Annotated in this window: 15 protein-coding genes and 1 pseudogene; 5 read left to right on the top strand and 11 right to left on the bottom strand. The window is 64.7% G+C overall.

Annotation, left to right across the window (positions count from 1 at the left end; translation table 11 throughout):
- Positions 1 to 116: 116 nt before the first annotated feature.
- Entirely contained in the window at positions 117 to 575 is a 459-nt protein-coding gene (locus HAP40_RS07060; protein WP_166819591.1) for a nucleoside deaminase, read from the top strand.
- On the opposite strand, the gene HAP40_RS07055 is transcribed toward HAP40_RS07060, so the two are convergent.
- Together HAP40_RS07055 and purD are read right to left on the bottom strand one after the other, a co-directional pair.
- Positions 572 to 1477 carry an alpha/beta fold hydrolase gene (locus tag HAP40_RS07055; RefSeq protein WP_166818482.1) on the bottom strand — a complete coding sequence of 302 codons (906 nt, stop codon included), beginning with the start codon at positions 1475 to 1477 and terminating at the stop codon, positions 572 to 574. The genes HAP40_RS07060 and HAP40_RS07055 overlap by 4 nt on opposite strands.
- 225 nt (positions 1478 to 1702) lie before the next feature.
- Entirely contained in the window at positions 1703 to 2986 is a 1284-nt protein-coding gene (gene purD / locus HAP40_RS07050; RefSeq protein ID WP_166818483.1) for a phosphoribosylamine--glycine ligase, read from the bottom strand.
- 219 nt (positions 2987 to 3205) lie between these two features.
- Between purD and HAP40_RS07045 the strand changes: the two genes are divergently transcribed.
- A complete protein-coding gene (locus tag HAP40_RS07045) occupies positions 3206 to 3973 on the top strand; it encodes an IclR family transcriptional regulator (protein ID WP_166818484.1) in 768 nt (255 codons plus the stop codon).
- Between the two features lie 98 nt (positions 3974 to 4071).
- Here the strand turns inward: HAP40_RS07045 and HAP40_RS07040 are convergent, their stop codons facing one another.
- From HAP40_RS07040 to HAP40_RS07020, 5 genes and pseudogenes are all read right to left on the bottom strand, one after another.
- Positions 4072 to 5709, bottom strand: coding sequence for an arylsulfatase (locus HAP40_RS07040; RefSeq protein WP_414645374.1), 1638 nt, complete (start codon positions 5707 to 5709; stop codon positions 4072 to 4074).
- Between the two features lie 30 nt (positions 5710 to 5739).
- Positions 5740 to 5973, bottom strand: a pseudogene (locus HAP40_RS07035) (SUMF1/EgtB/PvdO family nonheme iron enzyme); the annotation flags it as partial.
- Between the two features lie 296 nt (positions 5974 to 6269).
- On the bottom strand, positions 6270 to 7028 hold the full coding sequence (locus tag HAP40_RS07030; protein WP_166818486.1) for an SDR family NAD(P)-dependent oxidoreductase: 759 nt from the start codon (positions 7026 to 7028) through the stop codon (positions 6270 to 6272).
- Positions 7025 to 8200 (bottom strand): ABC transporter substrate-binding protein, encoded by a 1176-nt coding sequence (locus HAP40_RS07025; protein ID WP_166819592.1) that lies wholly within the window; start codon positions 8198 to 8200, stop codon positions 7025 to 7027. Before HAP40_RS07025 ends, HAP40_RS07030 begins: the two co-directional genes overlap by 4 nt.
- 150 nt (positions 8201 to 8350) lie before the next feature.
- Complete coding sequence (locus HAP40_RS07020) at positions 8351 to 9154, bottom strand: acetoacetate decarboxylase family protein (protein WP_208024809.1); 804 nt, start codon at positions 9152 to 9154, stop codon at positions 8351 to 8353.
- 170 nt (positions 9155 to 9324) lie between these two features.
- Between HAP40_RS07020 and xseA the strand changes: the two genes are divergently transcribed.
- Entirely contained in the window at positions 9325 to 10947 is a 1623-nt protein-coding gene (xseA, locus tag HAP40_RS07015) for an exodeoxyribonuclease VII large subunit (RefSeq protein ID WP_166818487.1), read from the top strand.
- A 17-nt stretch (positions 10948 to 10964) separates the two neighbouring features.
- On the opposite strand, the gene HAP40_RS07010 is transcribed toward xseA, so the two are convergent.
- The gene (locus HAP40_RS07010) at positions 10965 to 11114 is read right to left on the bottom strand and encodes a hypothetical protein (RefSeq protein ID WP_166818488.1); all 150 of its coding nucleotides are present in this window, start codon (positions 11112 to 11114) and stop codon (positions 10965 to 10967) included.
- Positions 11115 to 11300: 186 nt separating this feature from the next.
- Positions 11301 to 12125: a dienelactone hydrolase family protein gene (locus HAP40_RS07005; RefSeq protein WP_166818489.1), complete on the bottom strand. Its 825-nt coding sequence runs from the start codon at positions 12123 to 12125 to the stop codon at positions 11301 to 11303.
- 176 nt (positions 12126 to 12301) lie between these two features.
- On the opposite strand from HAP40_RS07005, the gene HAP40_RS07000 reads away from it, so the two are divergent.
- Positions 12302 to 12526: a DUF2093 domain-containing protein gene (locus HAP40_RS07000; protein WP_145637810.1), complete on the top strand. Its 225-nt coding sequence runs from the start codon at positions 12302 to 12304 to the stop codon at positions 12524 to 12526.
- A gap of 10 nt (positions 12527 to 12536) precedes the next feature.
- On the opposite strand, the gene HAP40_RS06995 is transcribed toward HAP40_RS07000, so the two are convergent.
- Positions 12537 to 12836 (bottom strand): hypothetical protein, encoded by a 300-nt coding sequence (locus HAP40_RS06995; RefSeq protein ID WP_166818490.1) that lies wholly within the window; start codon positions 12834 to 12836, stop codon positions 12537 to 12539.
- Between the two features lie 432 nt (positions 12837 to 13268).
- Between HAP40_RS06995 and HAP40_RS06990 the strand changes: the two genes are divergently transcribed.
- Positions 13269 to 13466 (top strand): hypothetical protein, encoded by a 198-nt coding sequence (locus HAP40_RS06990; protein WP_246741158.1) that lies wholly within the window; start codon positions 13269 to 13271, stop codon positions 13464 to 13466.
- A gap of 336 nt (positions 13467 to 13802) precedes the next feature.
- Here the strand turns inward: HAP40_RS06990 and HAP40_RS06985 are convergent, their stop codons facing one another.
- Complete coding sequence (locus HAP40_RS06985) at positions 13803 to 14138, bottom strand: GYD domain-containing protein (RefSeq protein ID WP_166818491.1); 336 nt, start codon at positions 14136 to 14138, stop codon at positions 13803 to 13805.
- Positions 14139 to 14329 lie beyond the last annotated feature (191 nt).

The following is a 14329-nucleotide window of genomic DNA, read 5'->3' as shown; positions in this document are numbered from 1 at the left end:
GATCTCACTCAGGGGGTCGTGCGATGAGCATTGTGCGCGCTCGTTGCGAGCCGCATGCTCAGGCAAAATCGGTATCCACTCTTGCTGAAGGCGGAGCTAGTAGCAGGTTTCTGGCGATGATACGAGGCATGAAAGCCCCTTCTTTCATGGATTTGGCGCTTCTGGCGGCCGAAAATGCCGGAAAATCGGGCGAAGTTCCGATCGGATGCGTGGTCGTCCGCGATCACGAGGTCATCGCCACCGGCGCCAACCGGACACTGACCGACCGCGACCCGACCGCCCATGCCGAGATCATCGCGCTCCGCGAGGCGGCAAAACGGATCGGGAGCGAGCGGCTGGTCGATTGCGACCTCTACGTGACGCTGGAGCCCTGCACCATGTGTGCGGGCGCCATCTCCTTTGCAAGGGTCAGGCGCCTCTATTACGGCGCGGCCGACCCCAAGGGCGGCGCGGTGGAGTCAGGCGTGCGGTTCTTTGCCTCCCCGACCTGCCATCACGCGCCTGACGTCTATTCCGGCGTCGGCGAGAGCGAGGCGGCCCGGCTGCTGCGGGAGTTCTTTCGCGAGCGGCGCTAGTCGGCGAGAAAGAACTCGCGCAACGCCCGCGCGGTGGCGTCCGGATCCTCCTCGGCGAGGAAGTGGCCGGAATCCACCGGCATGCCGACGACATTCGTGGCCCATTGCGTCCAGGTGTCGAGCGGGGTCGAGGCGGCCTGCGCGATGCCGGCATCGCCCCACAGCGCCAGCATCGGGATGGTGATCTTCTTGCCGGCCTCGAAATCGGCCTTGTCGAGGTCGTAATCGAAATAGGCGCCGGCGCGATAGTCCTCGCACATCGCATGCACCCGGGCGGGATCGCGGAACGGGGCCATGTAGTGCTCGAGCGCGCGCTCATCGATGGCATCGAGCGTCTTCGATTTGGTCTGGCTCGCCATCTTGAAGCGCAGGAAGAACTCGCCATTGCTCGCGATCAGCGTCTCCGGCAGCGGATAGGGCTGCGCCAGGAAGGTCCAGTGATAGATCTTCAGCGCGTAGGCGCGGTTCATCCGCTCCCAGTAATTATAGGTCGGCAGGATATCGAGCACGGCGAGCTTCGACAGCCGGCCGGGATGGTCGAGCGCGAGGCGATAGGCGACGCGGCCACCGCGGTCGTGGCCGGCAAGCGCGAAATGCACATGGCCCAGGCGCTCCATCACCTCGACCATGGCCTTGGCCATCGCGCGCTTGCTGTAGGGGATGTGCAGCGCGTCGCTCGCGGGCATGTCGGACCAGCCATAGCCCGGCAGATCGGCGATGATCAGCGTGAAGGCGTCGGTCAGCTGCGGCGCGACCCGGTGCCACATCACATGGGTCTCGGAGAAGCCGTGCAGCAGGAGCAGCGGCGGGCCTTTGCCGCCGACGCGGGCAAAGATGCGGCCGAAGGAGGTATCGATCCATTTGGCGGCAAAGTCCGGATAGAGGTCGGCAAGATCGGACATCTTCCTGCATCCTTGGTTGGTCAGTCCCGGGGCCGTCCGACACGACAAAATATGTCGAAACAACCCCATAGCGGTATTATCTGCGGGGGCTACTAACCCCAACAGTTGATTGCACATTTCTGGAATGTCGATGTGGCGGCGCGGTGACCAAAAAGCACGAGATTCCGGTTTGGGGCGTCTTGCGCGCCGTCCGGAATCACGAACGCGTCTTGTTGGTTCCTGCTGTTAGTTCTTGGCCTTCTCCGCTTCCACCGCCTGCCAGCCGATGTCGCGGCGGCAGAAGCCTTCCGGCCAGTTGACGCGATCGACGGCCTGATAGGCACGGCTTTGCGCCTCGGTCACGGTCTTGCCGAGTGCGCAGACATTGAGCACACGGCCGCCATTGGCGAGGATCGCGCCGTCCTTCTCGACGGTGCCGGCGTGGAAAATCTCGACGGTCTCGACCTTCGCGGCCTCCTCCAGCCCCGCGATCGGCGTGCCCTTCTCATAATCGCCGGGATAGCCCTTCGCGGCCATCACCACCGTGAGCGCCGAATCCGGATGCCAGCGCAGGTCGAAATGCTTCAATTGGCCGTCGCAGGATGCCAGGAAGGCCGGCACGATGTCGGACATCATGCGCAGCATCAGCACCTGGCACTCGGGATCGCCGAAGCGGACGTTGAATTCGAACAGCTTCGGGCCCTGCGTCGTCAGCATGATCCCGGCATAGAGCACGCCACGGAACTGCGTGCCGCGCTGCTTCATGCCTGATACCGTCGGCAGGATGATCTTCGCCATGATCGCGTCGTGGATCGCGGGCGTGACCAGCGGCGTCGGCGAATAGGCGCCCATGCCGCCGGTGTTCGGGCCGACGTCGTGGTCGAACACGCGCTTGTGGTCCTGGGCCGAGGCCAGCGGAATCGCGGTGTCGCCGTCGCAGAGCGCGAAGAAGCTGATCTCGCGGCCGGGCAGGAATTCCTCGATCACGACTTCAGCGCCGGCCTCGCCGAAGGCGCCCTCGAACATCATGGCGATGGCATCCTCGGCCTCGCGCACGGTCTTGGCGACGACAACGCCCTTGCCGGCGGCAAGGCCGTCGGCCTTGACCACGATCGGCGCGCCCTGGCTCTGCACATAGGCGCGCGCGTCGTTGGCATTGGTGAAGCGCTTGTAGGCGCCGGTCGGAATCCCGAATTCGGTGCAGAGCGCCTTCGTAAAGCCCTTGGAGCTTTCGAGCTGGGCCGCCACCTTGCTCGGGCCGAATGCCTTGATGCCGGCGGCTGTGAGATCATCGACGATGCCGGCCGCCAGCGGCGTCTCCGGGCCGACCACCACGAGCTCGACCGCGTTCTTTTTGCAGAAATCGATCACCGCGGCATGGTCGGCGACATCGAGCGCGACGCACTCCGCCTCCTTCGCGATGCCGGCATTGCCGGGCGCGCACCAGAATCTGGTCACCAGGGGAGAGGCTGCGATCTTCCACGCCAGGGCATGTTCGCGGCCGCCGGAACCGAGCAGGAGAATGTGCATCGAAGGCTCAGAAAATGGGGGTGTTGCTGGGGGCGGAGGTCGCACGAATCGCGGCGGGTCTCAAGGGGGCTGGACGCCGAACTCCCCGCCATTCGATTTGCCCCCGTCATCCCCGGCGGTCCATTGGTGAGCGACTTTTCGCCGTCCGGGCGATCGGGTACACGGAAGCCGCATCCCCACCGTGTGCTCCCTCGCAGCGGACCCCAATAGGCCTGATGGATGAACCCTGAGAAGCTGCAACCGGGCGCGCCCGCCCTGGAAAAGGGATTGGATCTTCTGGAGGCGCTGGCGGGCGCGGCACGCGGCCTGAGCCAGAAGCAGCTCGCCGAACGCGTCGGCCGCTCCGTGAGCGAAATCTTCCGGATGCTGGTGGCGCTGGAGCGCCGTGGCTATGTCGCCCGCGATCCGGCGACCGGCGAATACACGCTGACGCTGAAGCTTTTCCGGATTGCCTCACAATTCCCGCCGACCGAGCGGCTGCTGAAGGCGGCGCTGCCGGTGATGGAGCAGCTCGCCTCCCGCGTACAATTGTCCTGCCACCTCACGGTGCTGCATGGCGAGCAGTTCATGGTGATCGCCCGGATCGAGCCGGAATGGTTGATGGGCTGGTCGGTCAAGGTCGGCGCGGTGTTTCCGCTCACCCAGCAATACGCTTCGGCGAAGGTTCTGGCGGCCTTCCAGCTCGAGGGCCGCCGCCAGGAGCTTGCGCAGGTCATCGCCACCAATGATCAGATCAGCACCAAGAAGGCGCTTGCGGCGCTCGACCGCATTTCCTCGGAGGGAGGAAACTTCTCCAATGACGACGGCTATACGCGCATCCTCGCGTATAGCTGCCCGATTATCGAAGCCTCCGGCCGCGCCGTGGCTGCAATGACCGTACCGCTGGTGAGGCAGGATCAAATCCCCGCTGCGGAAGCCGGCGCTATCGCCGCCGAGCTGCGCAGCGCGGCCAGGACCGTATCCGAGAAGATCGGCGGCGTTTCCTAGAGCATGATTGGCTGGGCTCGATCGCTGCAGCGACAACAGTGCACTCCGTCGGCGGGCCGACCGCGAGTCCGCGGTCGACCCGCCCTTTTCGTCGTGAGTTATTTCGTCGTGGTCTTGTCGAGCGTCTTCATCAACGCATCGACCATCTGGTCGATGCTGAAGCTCGCCGAGCGCTGGCTTGGCGGATACTCCTTGAACGTCTGGAGGAAGGGAGCCACGCGCCAGACGCCGTATTGGATGAGGTACGCGTTCTTGGCCACCCAATCGTAATACTGGTCCGAGACCACGTCGGCCCGCTCGAACGGATCCATCCTCAGGTTGAACACCTTCGGTGCCCTCAGGCAGGTGAACGGGTTGGCCCACACGATGAAGCCGCCCGGCTGACGCTGCTCGCAGAACACGAGCTTGAAGTCGTTGTAGCGGTAGGCGACGACTTCGCCATCGTCGTTGAGGTAGTAGAAGTCGTTGCGTGCCGATTTTCCGGTGCCGGTCAGCATCGGTAGCTGATTGTAGCCGTCGAGGTGCACCTTGAAGTCCTTGCCGCCGAGGCTGGTGCCCTTGAGCAGCCTGTCCTTGATGTCGGTGTCGCCGGCCGCAGCGAGCAGCGTCGGGAACCAGTCCAGCCCCGATATCATCTCGTTGGACACATCGCCGGCCTTGATGCGGCCGGGCCAGCGAACCATTGCCGGCACGCGGAAAGCACCCTCCCAATTGGTGTCCTTCTCGCTGCGGAACGGCGTCGTCGCCGCATCCGGCCACGACCACTGGTTCGGGCCGTTGTCGGTCGTGTAGACCACGATGGTGTTGTTGGCGATGCCGAGGTCGTCGAGTGCCTTCAGCAGTTTGCCGACGTCGCCGTCGTGCTCGATCATGCCATCGGCATAGTCGTTGCCCGGCATTCCGCTCTGGCCCTGCATGGAGGCACGGACATGTGTGAACGCGTGCATGCGGGTCGTGTTCATCCAGGTGAAGAAGGGCTTGTTGGCGCGCGCCTGCCGCTTGATGAAATCGATTGCGGCATCCGTGGTCTCGTCGTCGACCGTCTCCATCCTCTTTTTGTTGAGCGGGCCGGTGTCTTCGATCTTGCCGTCCGCCGCTGCCTTGAGCACACCGCGAGGCGTGTTGCCCTTCATGAAGGCGGTATCGTTCTTGGGATAGTAGGGCCGCTCGGGCTCCTCTTCCGCGTTGAGGTGGTACAGATTGCCGAAGAACTCGTCGAACCCATGCTTGGTCGGGAGATACTCGTCGCGATCACCGAGGTGGTTTTTGCCGAACTGACCGGTCGCATAGCCGAGCGGTTTGAGCGCCTGCGCGATGGTAACATCGCGATCCTGCAGACCTACCGCCGCACCGGGGATTCCAACCTTGCAGAGCCCAGTACGCAAACAGACCTGTCCCGTGATGAAAGTGGAGCGCCCGGCAGTGCAGCTGTTCTCGGCGTAATAGTCCGTGAAGAGCATGCCTTCGTTGGCGATCCGGTCGATGTTCGGCGTCTTGTAGCCTACCACCCCGCGCGTGTAGGCGCTGATGTTGGACTGACCGATGTCGTCCCCGAAAATGACGAGGATGTTCGGTTTCGCATTGTTCGGTTGCTGCGCATGAACGGAGGAGTGCGCGAATGGGGACAAGCTTGTCGCCAGCAACGCTGCCGCCATTATCTTGCCGAGTAGCCCGCCGTTCCCACTGCACCGCCGGCCGGCTTTCCCGTTCCTCTGGTTCTTCACTAGGCCACTCATCTGGTACTCCCGTTGTTGTGCGAACACTCCTCAAGAAGGCAATTGAAGATCGTGTACCGGCGACTTCCGGCGCAGACAGCGAAATCCGACATGGCTCGCCGACGTATCGATCGGCGCGGCGTGGCGCGCCGCCGGGCGGTAGCGGCGGCAATAGTTGGGTGCCCAGAGGTGCGAGCCGCCCTTCAGAACTTTCCGGGGAATGCGGATGGCGGGTTGATTTGGATCATGGCTGGCCTCCTCGGGGCCACCGCTCAATCCGCGCGGCGGGTCCACGCGTTTTGCGTGCATTCGTGGCGGTCGGCCATTGCGAAAGGCTAGAGCGGGCGGGATGCGATGGCAAGCGCGTTTGCTGTCGCGGGAGGATTTTCCATTTGTGTCAAAAGATACGTGGCCGCAGCGATCTGAGCGCTGCCATGGCGGCAGCTGCGCTCATTGAATCGTCAATGACGAAGCTCCGCCGGCCCGATGTCCGCTCAGGAGCCACAAGCGGTAATGCTTGGCCGGTCACAAGATTTCCGCTCATCCCGCTGGAGCTGACGCGGTTTTTATGAGGACACCCCCTAGGCGAGCGTCATCCCGCCGTCCACGACCCAGGCTGCGCCATTCACGTGAGCAGCCTCGTCGGAGGCGAGGAAGGCAACGACGTTCGCGACATCCTGCGGCCGGCCATGGGCGCTCGCAACGTCTCGGCGCAATGCGATGGCGCTCTTGCGCGCCTGGCCTTCCAAGTCCCGGATCATGCGCGACTCCACCGGTCCGGGCAGAACGGCGTTGACCCTGATTTTCGTCCCGGCCACATCGAGCGCTGCCGTCCGTGTCAGTCCGAGCACTGCGTGCTTGGAGGCGACGTAGCCGGCTAGCCCTGCACGCCCCCGGATCGCAGAGGTCGATGCGGTGTTGATGATCGCGCCCGTCCCACGCTGCATCATTCTGGCGATCACGTGTTTGAGGCCGAGGAAAACCCCCTTCACGTTCACCTGCATCAGCTGGTCGAATGTCTCGTCCGGATATTCGTGAAGAGGAGCAACGACACCCTCGATGCCCGCGTTGTTGGCAAAGATGCCGATCGGCCCCAGGCGGGCCTCGACCGCCTCGACGAAGGCGGCCGTATCCCGGGCGATCGAGACATCGGCGCGGATGGCGAGCGCCCTCGCCCCGGCCCGCTCGACCAGCCGCGCGGTCGCATTGGCAGCCGCTTCGTCGCGGTCGACAATCGCGACCCCGCCGCTGATCCGCGCCAGCCTCAGCGCAATCGCGCGCCCAATATCGCCCCCGCCGCCGGTGACGAGCGCAACCGGCGGCCGGTCGCTGCCGCTCACGACTTCAGGAACTCGCAGCCGCCATCCGCCAGAGGCCGCCAGGCCTCGGACGGCGCGATGGTCTTGACCAGCTTGTAATAGTCCCAGGGATATTTGGAATCTCCGGGGGTCTTCACCTCGAACAGATACATGTTGTGCAGCTTGCGACCGTCGGCGCGCACGCTGCCCTTCCCGAACAGGGGATCGTCGGTCGGCAGCTTCTTCATTTGTTCGACGACCGCCTTGCCGTCGCTGGAGGCGCCGAGCGCATCGACGGCCTTCAAATAGTGCAGCGTCGTGGCGTAGGCGCCCGCATGCAGCGCGGTCGGATAGCGGCCGTTGTTGCGGGGAGCGAAGCGCTTGGTCCAGGCGCGCGTGTCGTCATTCAGATCCCAGTAGAAGGATTCGGTGAACTGCAGCCCCTGCGCAATCTTCAAGCCGAGCGAATGCACGTCGCTGAGATACAGCACCGTCGCAACGACGCGCTGGCCGCCCTGGGGAATGCCGAATTCGACCGCCTGCTTGATGGAATTGATGGTGTCGCCGCCGGCATTGATCAAGGCGATGATTTCGGCCTTCGAGGACTGGGCCTGCAACAGGAAGGAGGAGAAATCCTGCGTATTGATCGGCGTGCGCACGCCGCCGAGAACCTTGCCGCCGAATTTCTGCACGACATTCTTGATGTCGCCTTCCATGGCATGCCCGAAGGCGTAGTCGGCGGTGAGCAGGAACCAGCTCTTGCCGCCGCTCTCGACGACGGCGCGCGCGACACCCGAGGAGAGCGCGTAAGTGTCGTAGGTCCAGTGCACGAGATTGGGCGAGCAGGACTTGCCGGTCAGGTCCGAGGAGGAGGCGCCCGACACCAGCAGCGTCTTGTTGTTCTGCTGCACGACGTTGCGCACCGCGAGGGCGACGGCCGAGTTCGGCGCATCGACGATGACGTCGACGCTCTGCCGGTCGATCCACTCGCGCGCGATGTTGGCGCCGAGATCGGCCTTGTTCATGTGGTCGCCGCTGATGATCTCGATCGGCCGGGTCATCCTGGGAGCCGAAGCCCGGAAATCTTCGACCGCCATTTTGGCCGCCAGCAGCGAGCCCGGACCGGTGACATCGGCATAGAGGCTGGACATGTCCGTCAGCACGCCGATGCGAAGCGGCTTTGTCTCCTGCGCGCGCGCACCGAGCCCCGTCATGCCCAGCGCCAATCCGCCGGCGCCGGCCAGCAGCCGCCGGCGGCTCACCCGAAATCGTCCTGCCATGTCCAAACCCTCCTTTGCCTCGTGCGTGTTTCTTCCCGGTGTTCGCCGCCCGCACGTACATGGCATGCAGGCTGATCTTGTCGTTCAGGGCGTGAGCCGCTCGATGAGCCGCCGGTCCTCGACCTCGAAGCCGCCGCCATAGACGTCCGAGACCATGAAGTGCGCGCCGAGGATTTCCGGCGCGAGGTCGGCAATCGGATCGTACTCGCTGGCGTGCAGCGTCATCGAGGCACGGCCCGGCACCGGCTTCGAATATTTCAACGGCGTGCGCCGATAGGCGACGTCCGCATAGGCCACGCCGAGCCGTTCAGGATGCGGCAGACGGCGCACATGGATCTCGCCGGCCGGCAGTTCGTCGCCATCGACGATGCGGACGACGGGTGCGGAGGGATCCGGCGTGAAGGCGAAATCAGCGAGCGGAATTCCGCGGCGCCGGACCCATCCGGTGATCGAGCCGTCGGGATGCTCGTCGAAGGCGTAATGCGCATCCTTCTTGGTGTAGCCGAACACCTCGCGTCCGGCACAGATCCCCATGGGATCGCTGCAATACATGAAGATATGCGTCTCGGTGAACAGTCCCTTGTAACGCACGGGCACCGAGATCATCAGATCGAACATCTCGCCAGCATGCACCGCCAGGGAGTGGCCCGGCGAACGCATGAAGCGGAAGGCGACGCGATCGCTCGCGATCTCGAACGGCGTGTCGGAGAGCAGGGTCGCGACCTTGCCCGGCGCGACACGCGTCATGATCTCGACGGTCCGCAAGGTGCAGCCCCACTCCACCGGATAGGCCGGCGAATAAGGCGGATTGACCCCGCTATTCGGCTTGAGCCGGTACTGCCCGAACATGCGTCCGCGCGGATCGTTGGGATCGGTGACCACAGTCATCGGGTCCGCTTCCTCTCTGTTTATATATGATTTTTAAATTTCATATATGAAAGTCGAGATGAGTCAAGCGACATGCCGCGACGCGGTTCCCCGGCCATGGAATCGATTGGCGCCGCGCCGCGAAAATCCTTAACGTCGGGCCTGACCCCAAAATGCCGAATCGTTTGCCTATGCCGCCTGCGGAACAACTGCTCAACGCGCCCGAATTCACCGTTTCGGAGCTCTCGCTGTCCCTGAAACGGACGGTCGAGGACGCCTTCGGCCATGTCCGCGTCCGGGGCGAGATTTCCGGCTTTCGCGGGCCGCACTCCTCCGGGCATTGCTATTTCGCGCTCAAGGACGAGAGCGCCAAGATCGAGGCCGTGATCTGGAAGGGCGTGCACGGCCGCATGCGCTTCAAGCCCCAGGAGGGGCTTGAGGTCATCGCCACCGGCAAGCTCACGACCTATCCGGGCTCCTCGAAATACCAGATCGTGATCGAGGCGCTGGAGCCGGCCGGCATCGGCGCGCTGATGGCGCTGATGGAGGAGCGCAAGAAGAAGCTCGCCGCCGAAGGCCTGTTCGACGAGGCGCGCAAGCAGCTCCTGCCCTGGCTGCCGGAGGTGATCGGCGTCGTGACCTCGCCGACCGGCGCCGTGATCCGCGACATCCTGCATCGGCTGGAGGACCGCTTTCCCCGCCGCGTGCTGGTGTGGCCGGTCAAGGTGCAGGGCGAAGGCTCGGCCGAGCAGGTCGCGGCCGCGATCCGCGGCTTCAACGCGCTGCCCGAGGGCGGCAGGATTCCGCGGCCCGACGTCTTGATCGTCGCGCGCGGCGGTGGCTCACTGGAGGATCTCTGGTCGTTCAACGAGGAGATCGTGGTGCGCGCGGCGGCCGAGAGCCTGATCCCGCTGATCTCGGCGGTGGGGCACGAGACCGACATCACCCTGATCGACTTCGTCGCCGACAAGCGCGCGCCGACGCCGACGGCCGCGGCCGAGATGGCCGTGCCGGTGCGCAGCGAATTGTTCGTCGAGGTCGCCGATCTCGGCCGCCGCACCCGCGCCTATTGGCAGCGTGCCCAGGAGAGCCGCCGCAGCGAGCTGCGCGCCGCCGCCCGCGCGCTGCCGGCAGCCGGCGACCTCTTGGCGATCCCGCGGCAGCGGCTGGATTCGGCGGGCGCTTCGCTACCCCGCTGCCTCAAGGCCAACACGCATGCGCATTTCCGCAGGTTCACCGCAGCCGGCGCCAAGCTGACGCTGCGGGTGCTGCACGGCCAGATATCGCAGGCCGATCACCGCCTCACCGTGTGCGGCGAGCGGCTTGGCCTCTCCGCGCGCTCGCTGCTGCGGCAACGGCGCGACCGCTTTGCCGGGCTCGAAATTCGTCTGCGCGCCTCGAAGCTTTCCAACGCGCAGGCGCAGCGCAATGCGATTGCGCGCCAGCGCGAGCGCACGCATCGTCTCGCCGAGCGCGCGGGCCGCGCGCTTGCGACGCTGCTGCAGCGGCTCGATGCCCGCGTCGAGAACAGCGGCAAGCTGCTCTCTGCCCTGTCCTATCGCGGCGTGCTCGCGCGCGGCTTTGCCCTGGTGCGCGACGAGGCCGGCCATCCCCTGCATTCGGCCGACAGCGTCGGACCGCAGGCGCGGCTCGAGATCGAGTTCGCGGATGGACGTGTGGCCGCGATCGCGGATGCGGATCGCCCGGCGCCGCCGGTCAAGCGCGCGCCGTCACAGCCGAAGCCGGTCGCGCAGGACGCCAAGCCCGCGCCGAAGCGCGTGGGCAAGCCGGTGGATCAGGGCAGTCTGTTCTGAGAGCGACTGCGCCGCGCCTACCTGCACGACAATCCCGCATCGATCGTGGTCCAGAAGCCGCAGTGATCGGGCGCGCGCTGTGGCGCGCCGGCGTGGGCTTCGAACAGGAAGATCGCGGCGGTGAAGACGATCAGGGCGGAGGCGAAAAGAACGATGCGGCTGCGCATGCGACATGCGTTTAATCGACATCGTGGTCGAATGATGGCGTCGCCACCTGTTGAAACCGGCGCCCAGCGCGATCCGTAGATTCCCGGTCGGCCATACTCCGTGCAGGGCGGTGGTCGATGCGGGGCCGTCCGCCTGACGTTGTTCCTCGGGCGGCCCCGCTTTGGGATTTGACCTTCAGTGTGGCCTCACCGCGCCAGCCATTCCGCGACGTCCTTCTGCGACTCCGCGCGCGCCTCGGCATCCGTGCCGAGATGGCCATGCTCGGGCGCGGCCAGATCGGTGCCGCCGGCCGCTGCGTGCAGCGGCGTGTTGGCGCGGTCGAAATCGTGATCAGCGCCGGGATAGACCATGATGCGCGCGAGTGCGCTGCGGCCGCGTGCGCCGTCCACCATCTGACGGCAGGCCGGCGGCGACGACACGTCGTCATCGGCGCCGATCAGCACGAGCGTCGGGACCCGCGTGCTCCAGCCGAGGCCGGCGGAGATCCGGCAATCGGGGTAGAAGGCGACCGCCGCGCGGAAATCCGGTCCGAGATCCCGTGCGGCACTCTGCGGACGCACGGCCCAGAGCAGTGCGCTGGCGCCGTTCGCCCAGCCGATCAGGCTGACGCGATCGCGCGCGACCCAGCTCTGCTTCATCAGCCAGGCGCGCGACGCCGCAATGTCGGTGACGCGTTCGCGGCGCGCCTTGACGTGCATATCCTTGACGCGGCATTGCGGCCCGAGTTCGCGCGAGCCGTAGCTGTCGGGCAGCAGCACCGCATTGCCGGCCCTGAGCAGCCGCTCGGCCCAGTCGCGATAGCGCGGCAGGACGGAATTGGAACGGCCACTGAGCCCGCCGCAGCCATGCAGCGCAATCACGGCCGGAAACGGCCCCTCGCCCTCGGGCTTGTAGAGCTGCGCATGCAGGACGCCGGACGACAGCGGAATGTCGACCTGCTGCGGCACGGGCGCGGCGTGCGCCGCCGACATCAGGAGCGTCAGGAACAGAGCGGTCAGCCGAAGGCGCATCGGACCCTGCGTCAAGATCCTTCGTCCAAGCCCTATCACGCGGAAACGGCGCCAAATCATCACAAACCGGTGGGTTTACCGGGCGGACAAGCCACCCTATCTATGCTACATCCAGCCCGACACATCGTGCCCTCCAGGGGTTTCCAGGGAGCGGCCTTCCACGGAGAGTTTCGACCGTGCTGAACAAGTTCGGCCCCTCGGGCCATGGCGAAGCGCAGGTGCAATATCTCGACGGCGATTTCCGCGTGATCTCGCCGGGGACCTATGTGCGCTGCGCGATCACCGACACGCGGATCCCGCTCGACGAACTGAAGTACTGGAGCGTGGATCTGCAAGAAGCCTACGCCACGCCGGCCGCCGTGCTGCAGCGGCATTTTCCGGGCGCGCTGAAGCAGGCGTGAGGCCGCGCTTTCATTGCTGCTCCGTGCCATCCGCGCCCACGCATGTCTTGATAAAACCTTTCCTCGGCTCACCCACGACCTTCTGATCGATTGCCTGCTTGAGGCAATCGAGCCGCGCCTGCGCCATGCAGAGCTGCATCTGGTCGCGCTTGTCCTGTCCCTTCAAGCTGGCCGTCGCGGCCAGACACGTCACGCGCTTGGTCGCGGGAACAGGGACTGTGGCCGGAGCAGCGGACGGCGTCGTTTGCGCCGATACCGGCGCGATGATCAGACACGCAAGGCTGGCGGCGACGGCGGACGGCAGTTTCATCGAATTCTCCCGATCGTCCGCGACCGATAGGCGTTTTGCGATGAATGTGGCCTGAATAGCAGGCGGCATGTGATGGAGACGATGGTCACGCGCTGCTGTCACGAACTCTCACACTGTCGTGACTGCCCTCGCGACGATCTGCATTGCATCGAGCGGCACGTACACTCTGTGGTTAGTCGCTTCGCGCTGAGGTTGGATTCTTCATTGCTATCCGGCGCCCTTAAGTTGTTTGACGAAGTCTTGGTGAAACAGAAAGCTGCTAGGCTGCGTGTTAGGTCATCGGTCCTGCTGCTTTCATCGCACAGACAAACCAAGTCCCGGCCATTTCGGAATCGGCGCGATTTGTGAACGGGCTCACATCGAAGAGCCATCTGGCGGACTACGATCACCTCGAAAATGCACGGCGGCATATCGGTCAATCGAAAGTCAACGATGGGGGTGATCATGCCCACCATACTCGACATGCTCTATCGCGAATATTGCCGCGCCCGCCTTGCCGAAATGCGGAAACAGCTTCTGATCTCAGCTGCACGCTCCGAAGCTCTCGAAGCGCATCATCATCCCGCCGAACTGGATGACGACAAGAGGGCGGACGCACATCGCCACGCTAGTGACAGCACGACGAACTGACGGCGGCCTGGGACCGGCAACTCCCGCGGACCAAGCCGACAACAGTTTCGGAGGCAACGATGAATACACCCGAATGCTATACCGTGATGGTGGCCAGCCTCTCGTGCCTGACCATCATCGGATTGATGGCCGCTGGGGCGTGGTGAACGCATCCCACCGCTGAGCCGCGATCGCAAGGCCGTCACCGAGTTGGCAGGCAACGTTCAGCCGGGCCCCCGACGCGGCACGCCCCGCACCGCATGGCCCGTCAAAGCTTGCCGAGGGTGATTCTGATTGGTGGCATGAGCGTTGCCGCCGCGTCGCCCGAATGCGGCGGCTCCGCTTCAAAACCGGATGTCAGCTTCCAGGCGGGGAATACGAGGAACGCAGCTTCGCCGCGTTCTGGCGGACCTTCTTGATCTCGTCCTGCGTGAACAATCTTGTCAGCTTCACGTTCTGCAGGGTGCCCACCGTGACGGTCAGACCGGAAATGGCCGGAGCCGCCCCCGGATCAGGCACATCGAAAATCACCAAGACCCCTGGGCCGTCAGCCGCAACGCTGTACATCGAAATCAGCTTTCCGCCGGCCGCCTCGATGAGTTTTCGAGCTGCCTCCTGGCGATCGGTCGTGGGGTTTTCCAAAATGGCGTTGAGAGCGCGCGGCGTGTATTGTCCGGTGAGGCAAAAATGCATGGCATGTTCTCCTCTGACTTTTCGCAATAAATCTCCGTGCCGTCCGAGCTGGTCGGTACGGCCGTCGCATCTGAAATGATGAAGATACTTTGCCCGCCGTGAGCATAAACGCCGCCGATCATTGCCGGGAGTTCGGCACGTCCCGGTGACGGCTCTGATGGAAGGCTATATCAACTCCAGAACGCGCGGAA

Origin of the sequence: Bradyrhizobium sp. 1(2017) (assembly GCF_011602485.2) — a bacterium.
Classification (GTDB): Bacteria; Pseudomonadota; Alphaproteobacteria; order Rhizobiales; family Xanthobacteraceae; genus Bradyrhizobium.
The sequence above is the reverse complement of the archived record's forward strand: the minus strand, read 5'-3'. Positions and strand labels throughout refer to the sequence as shown.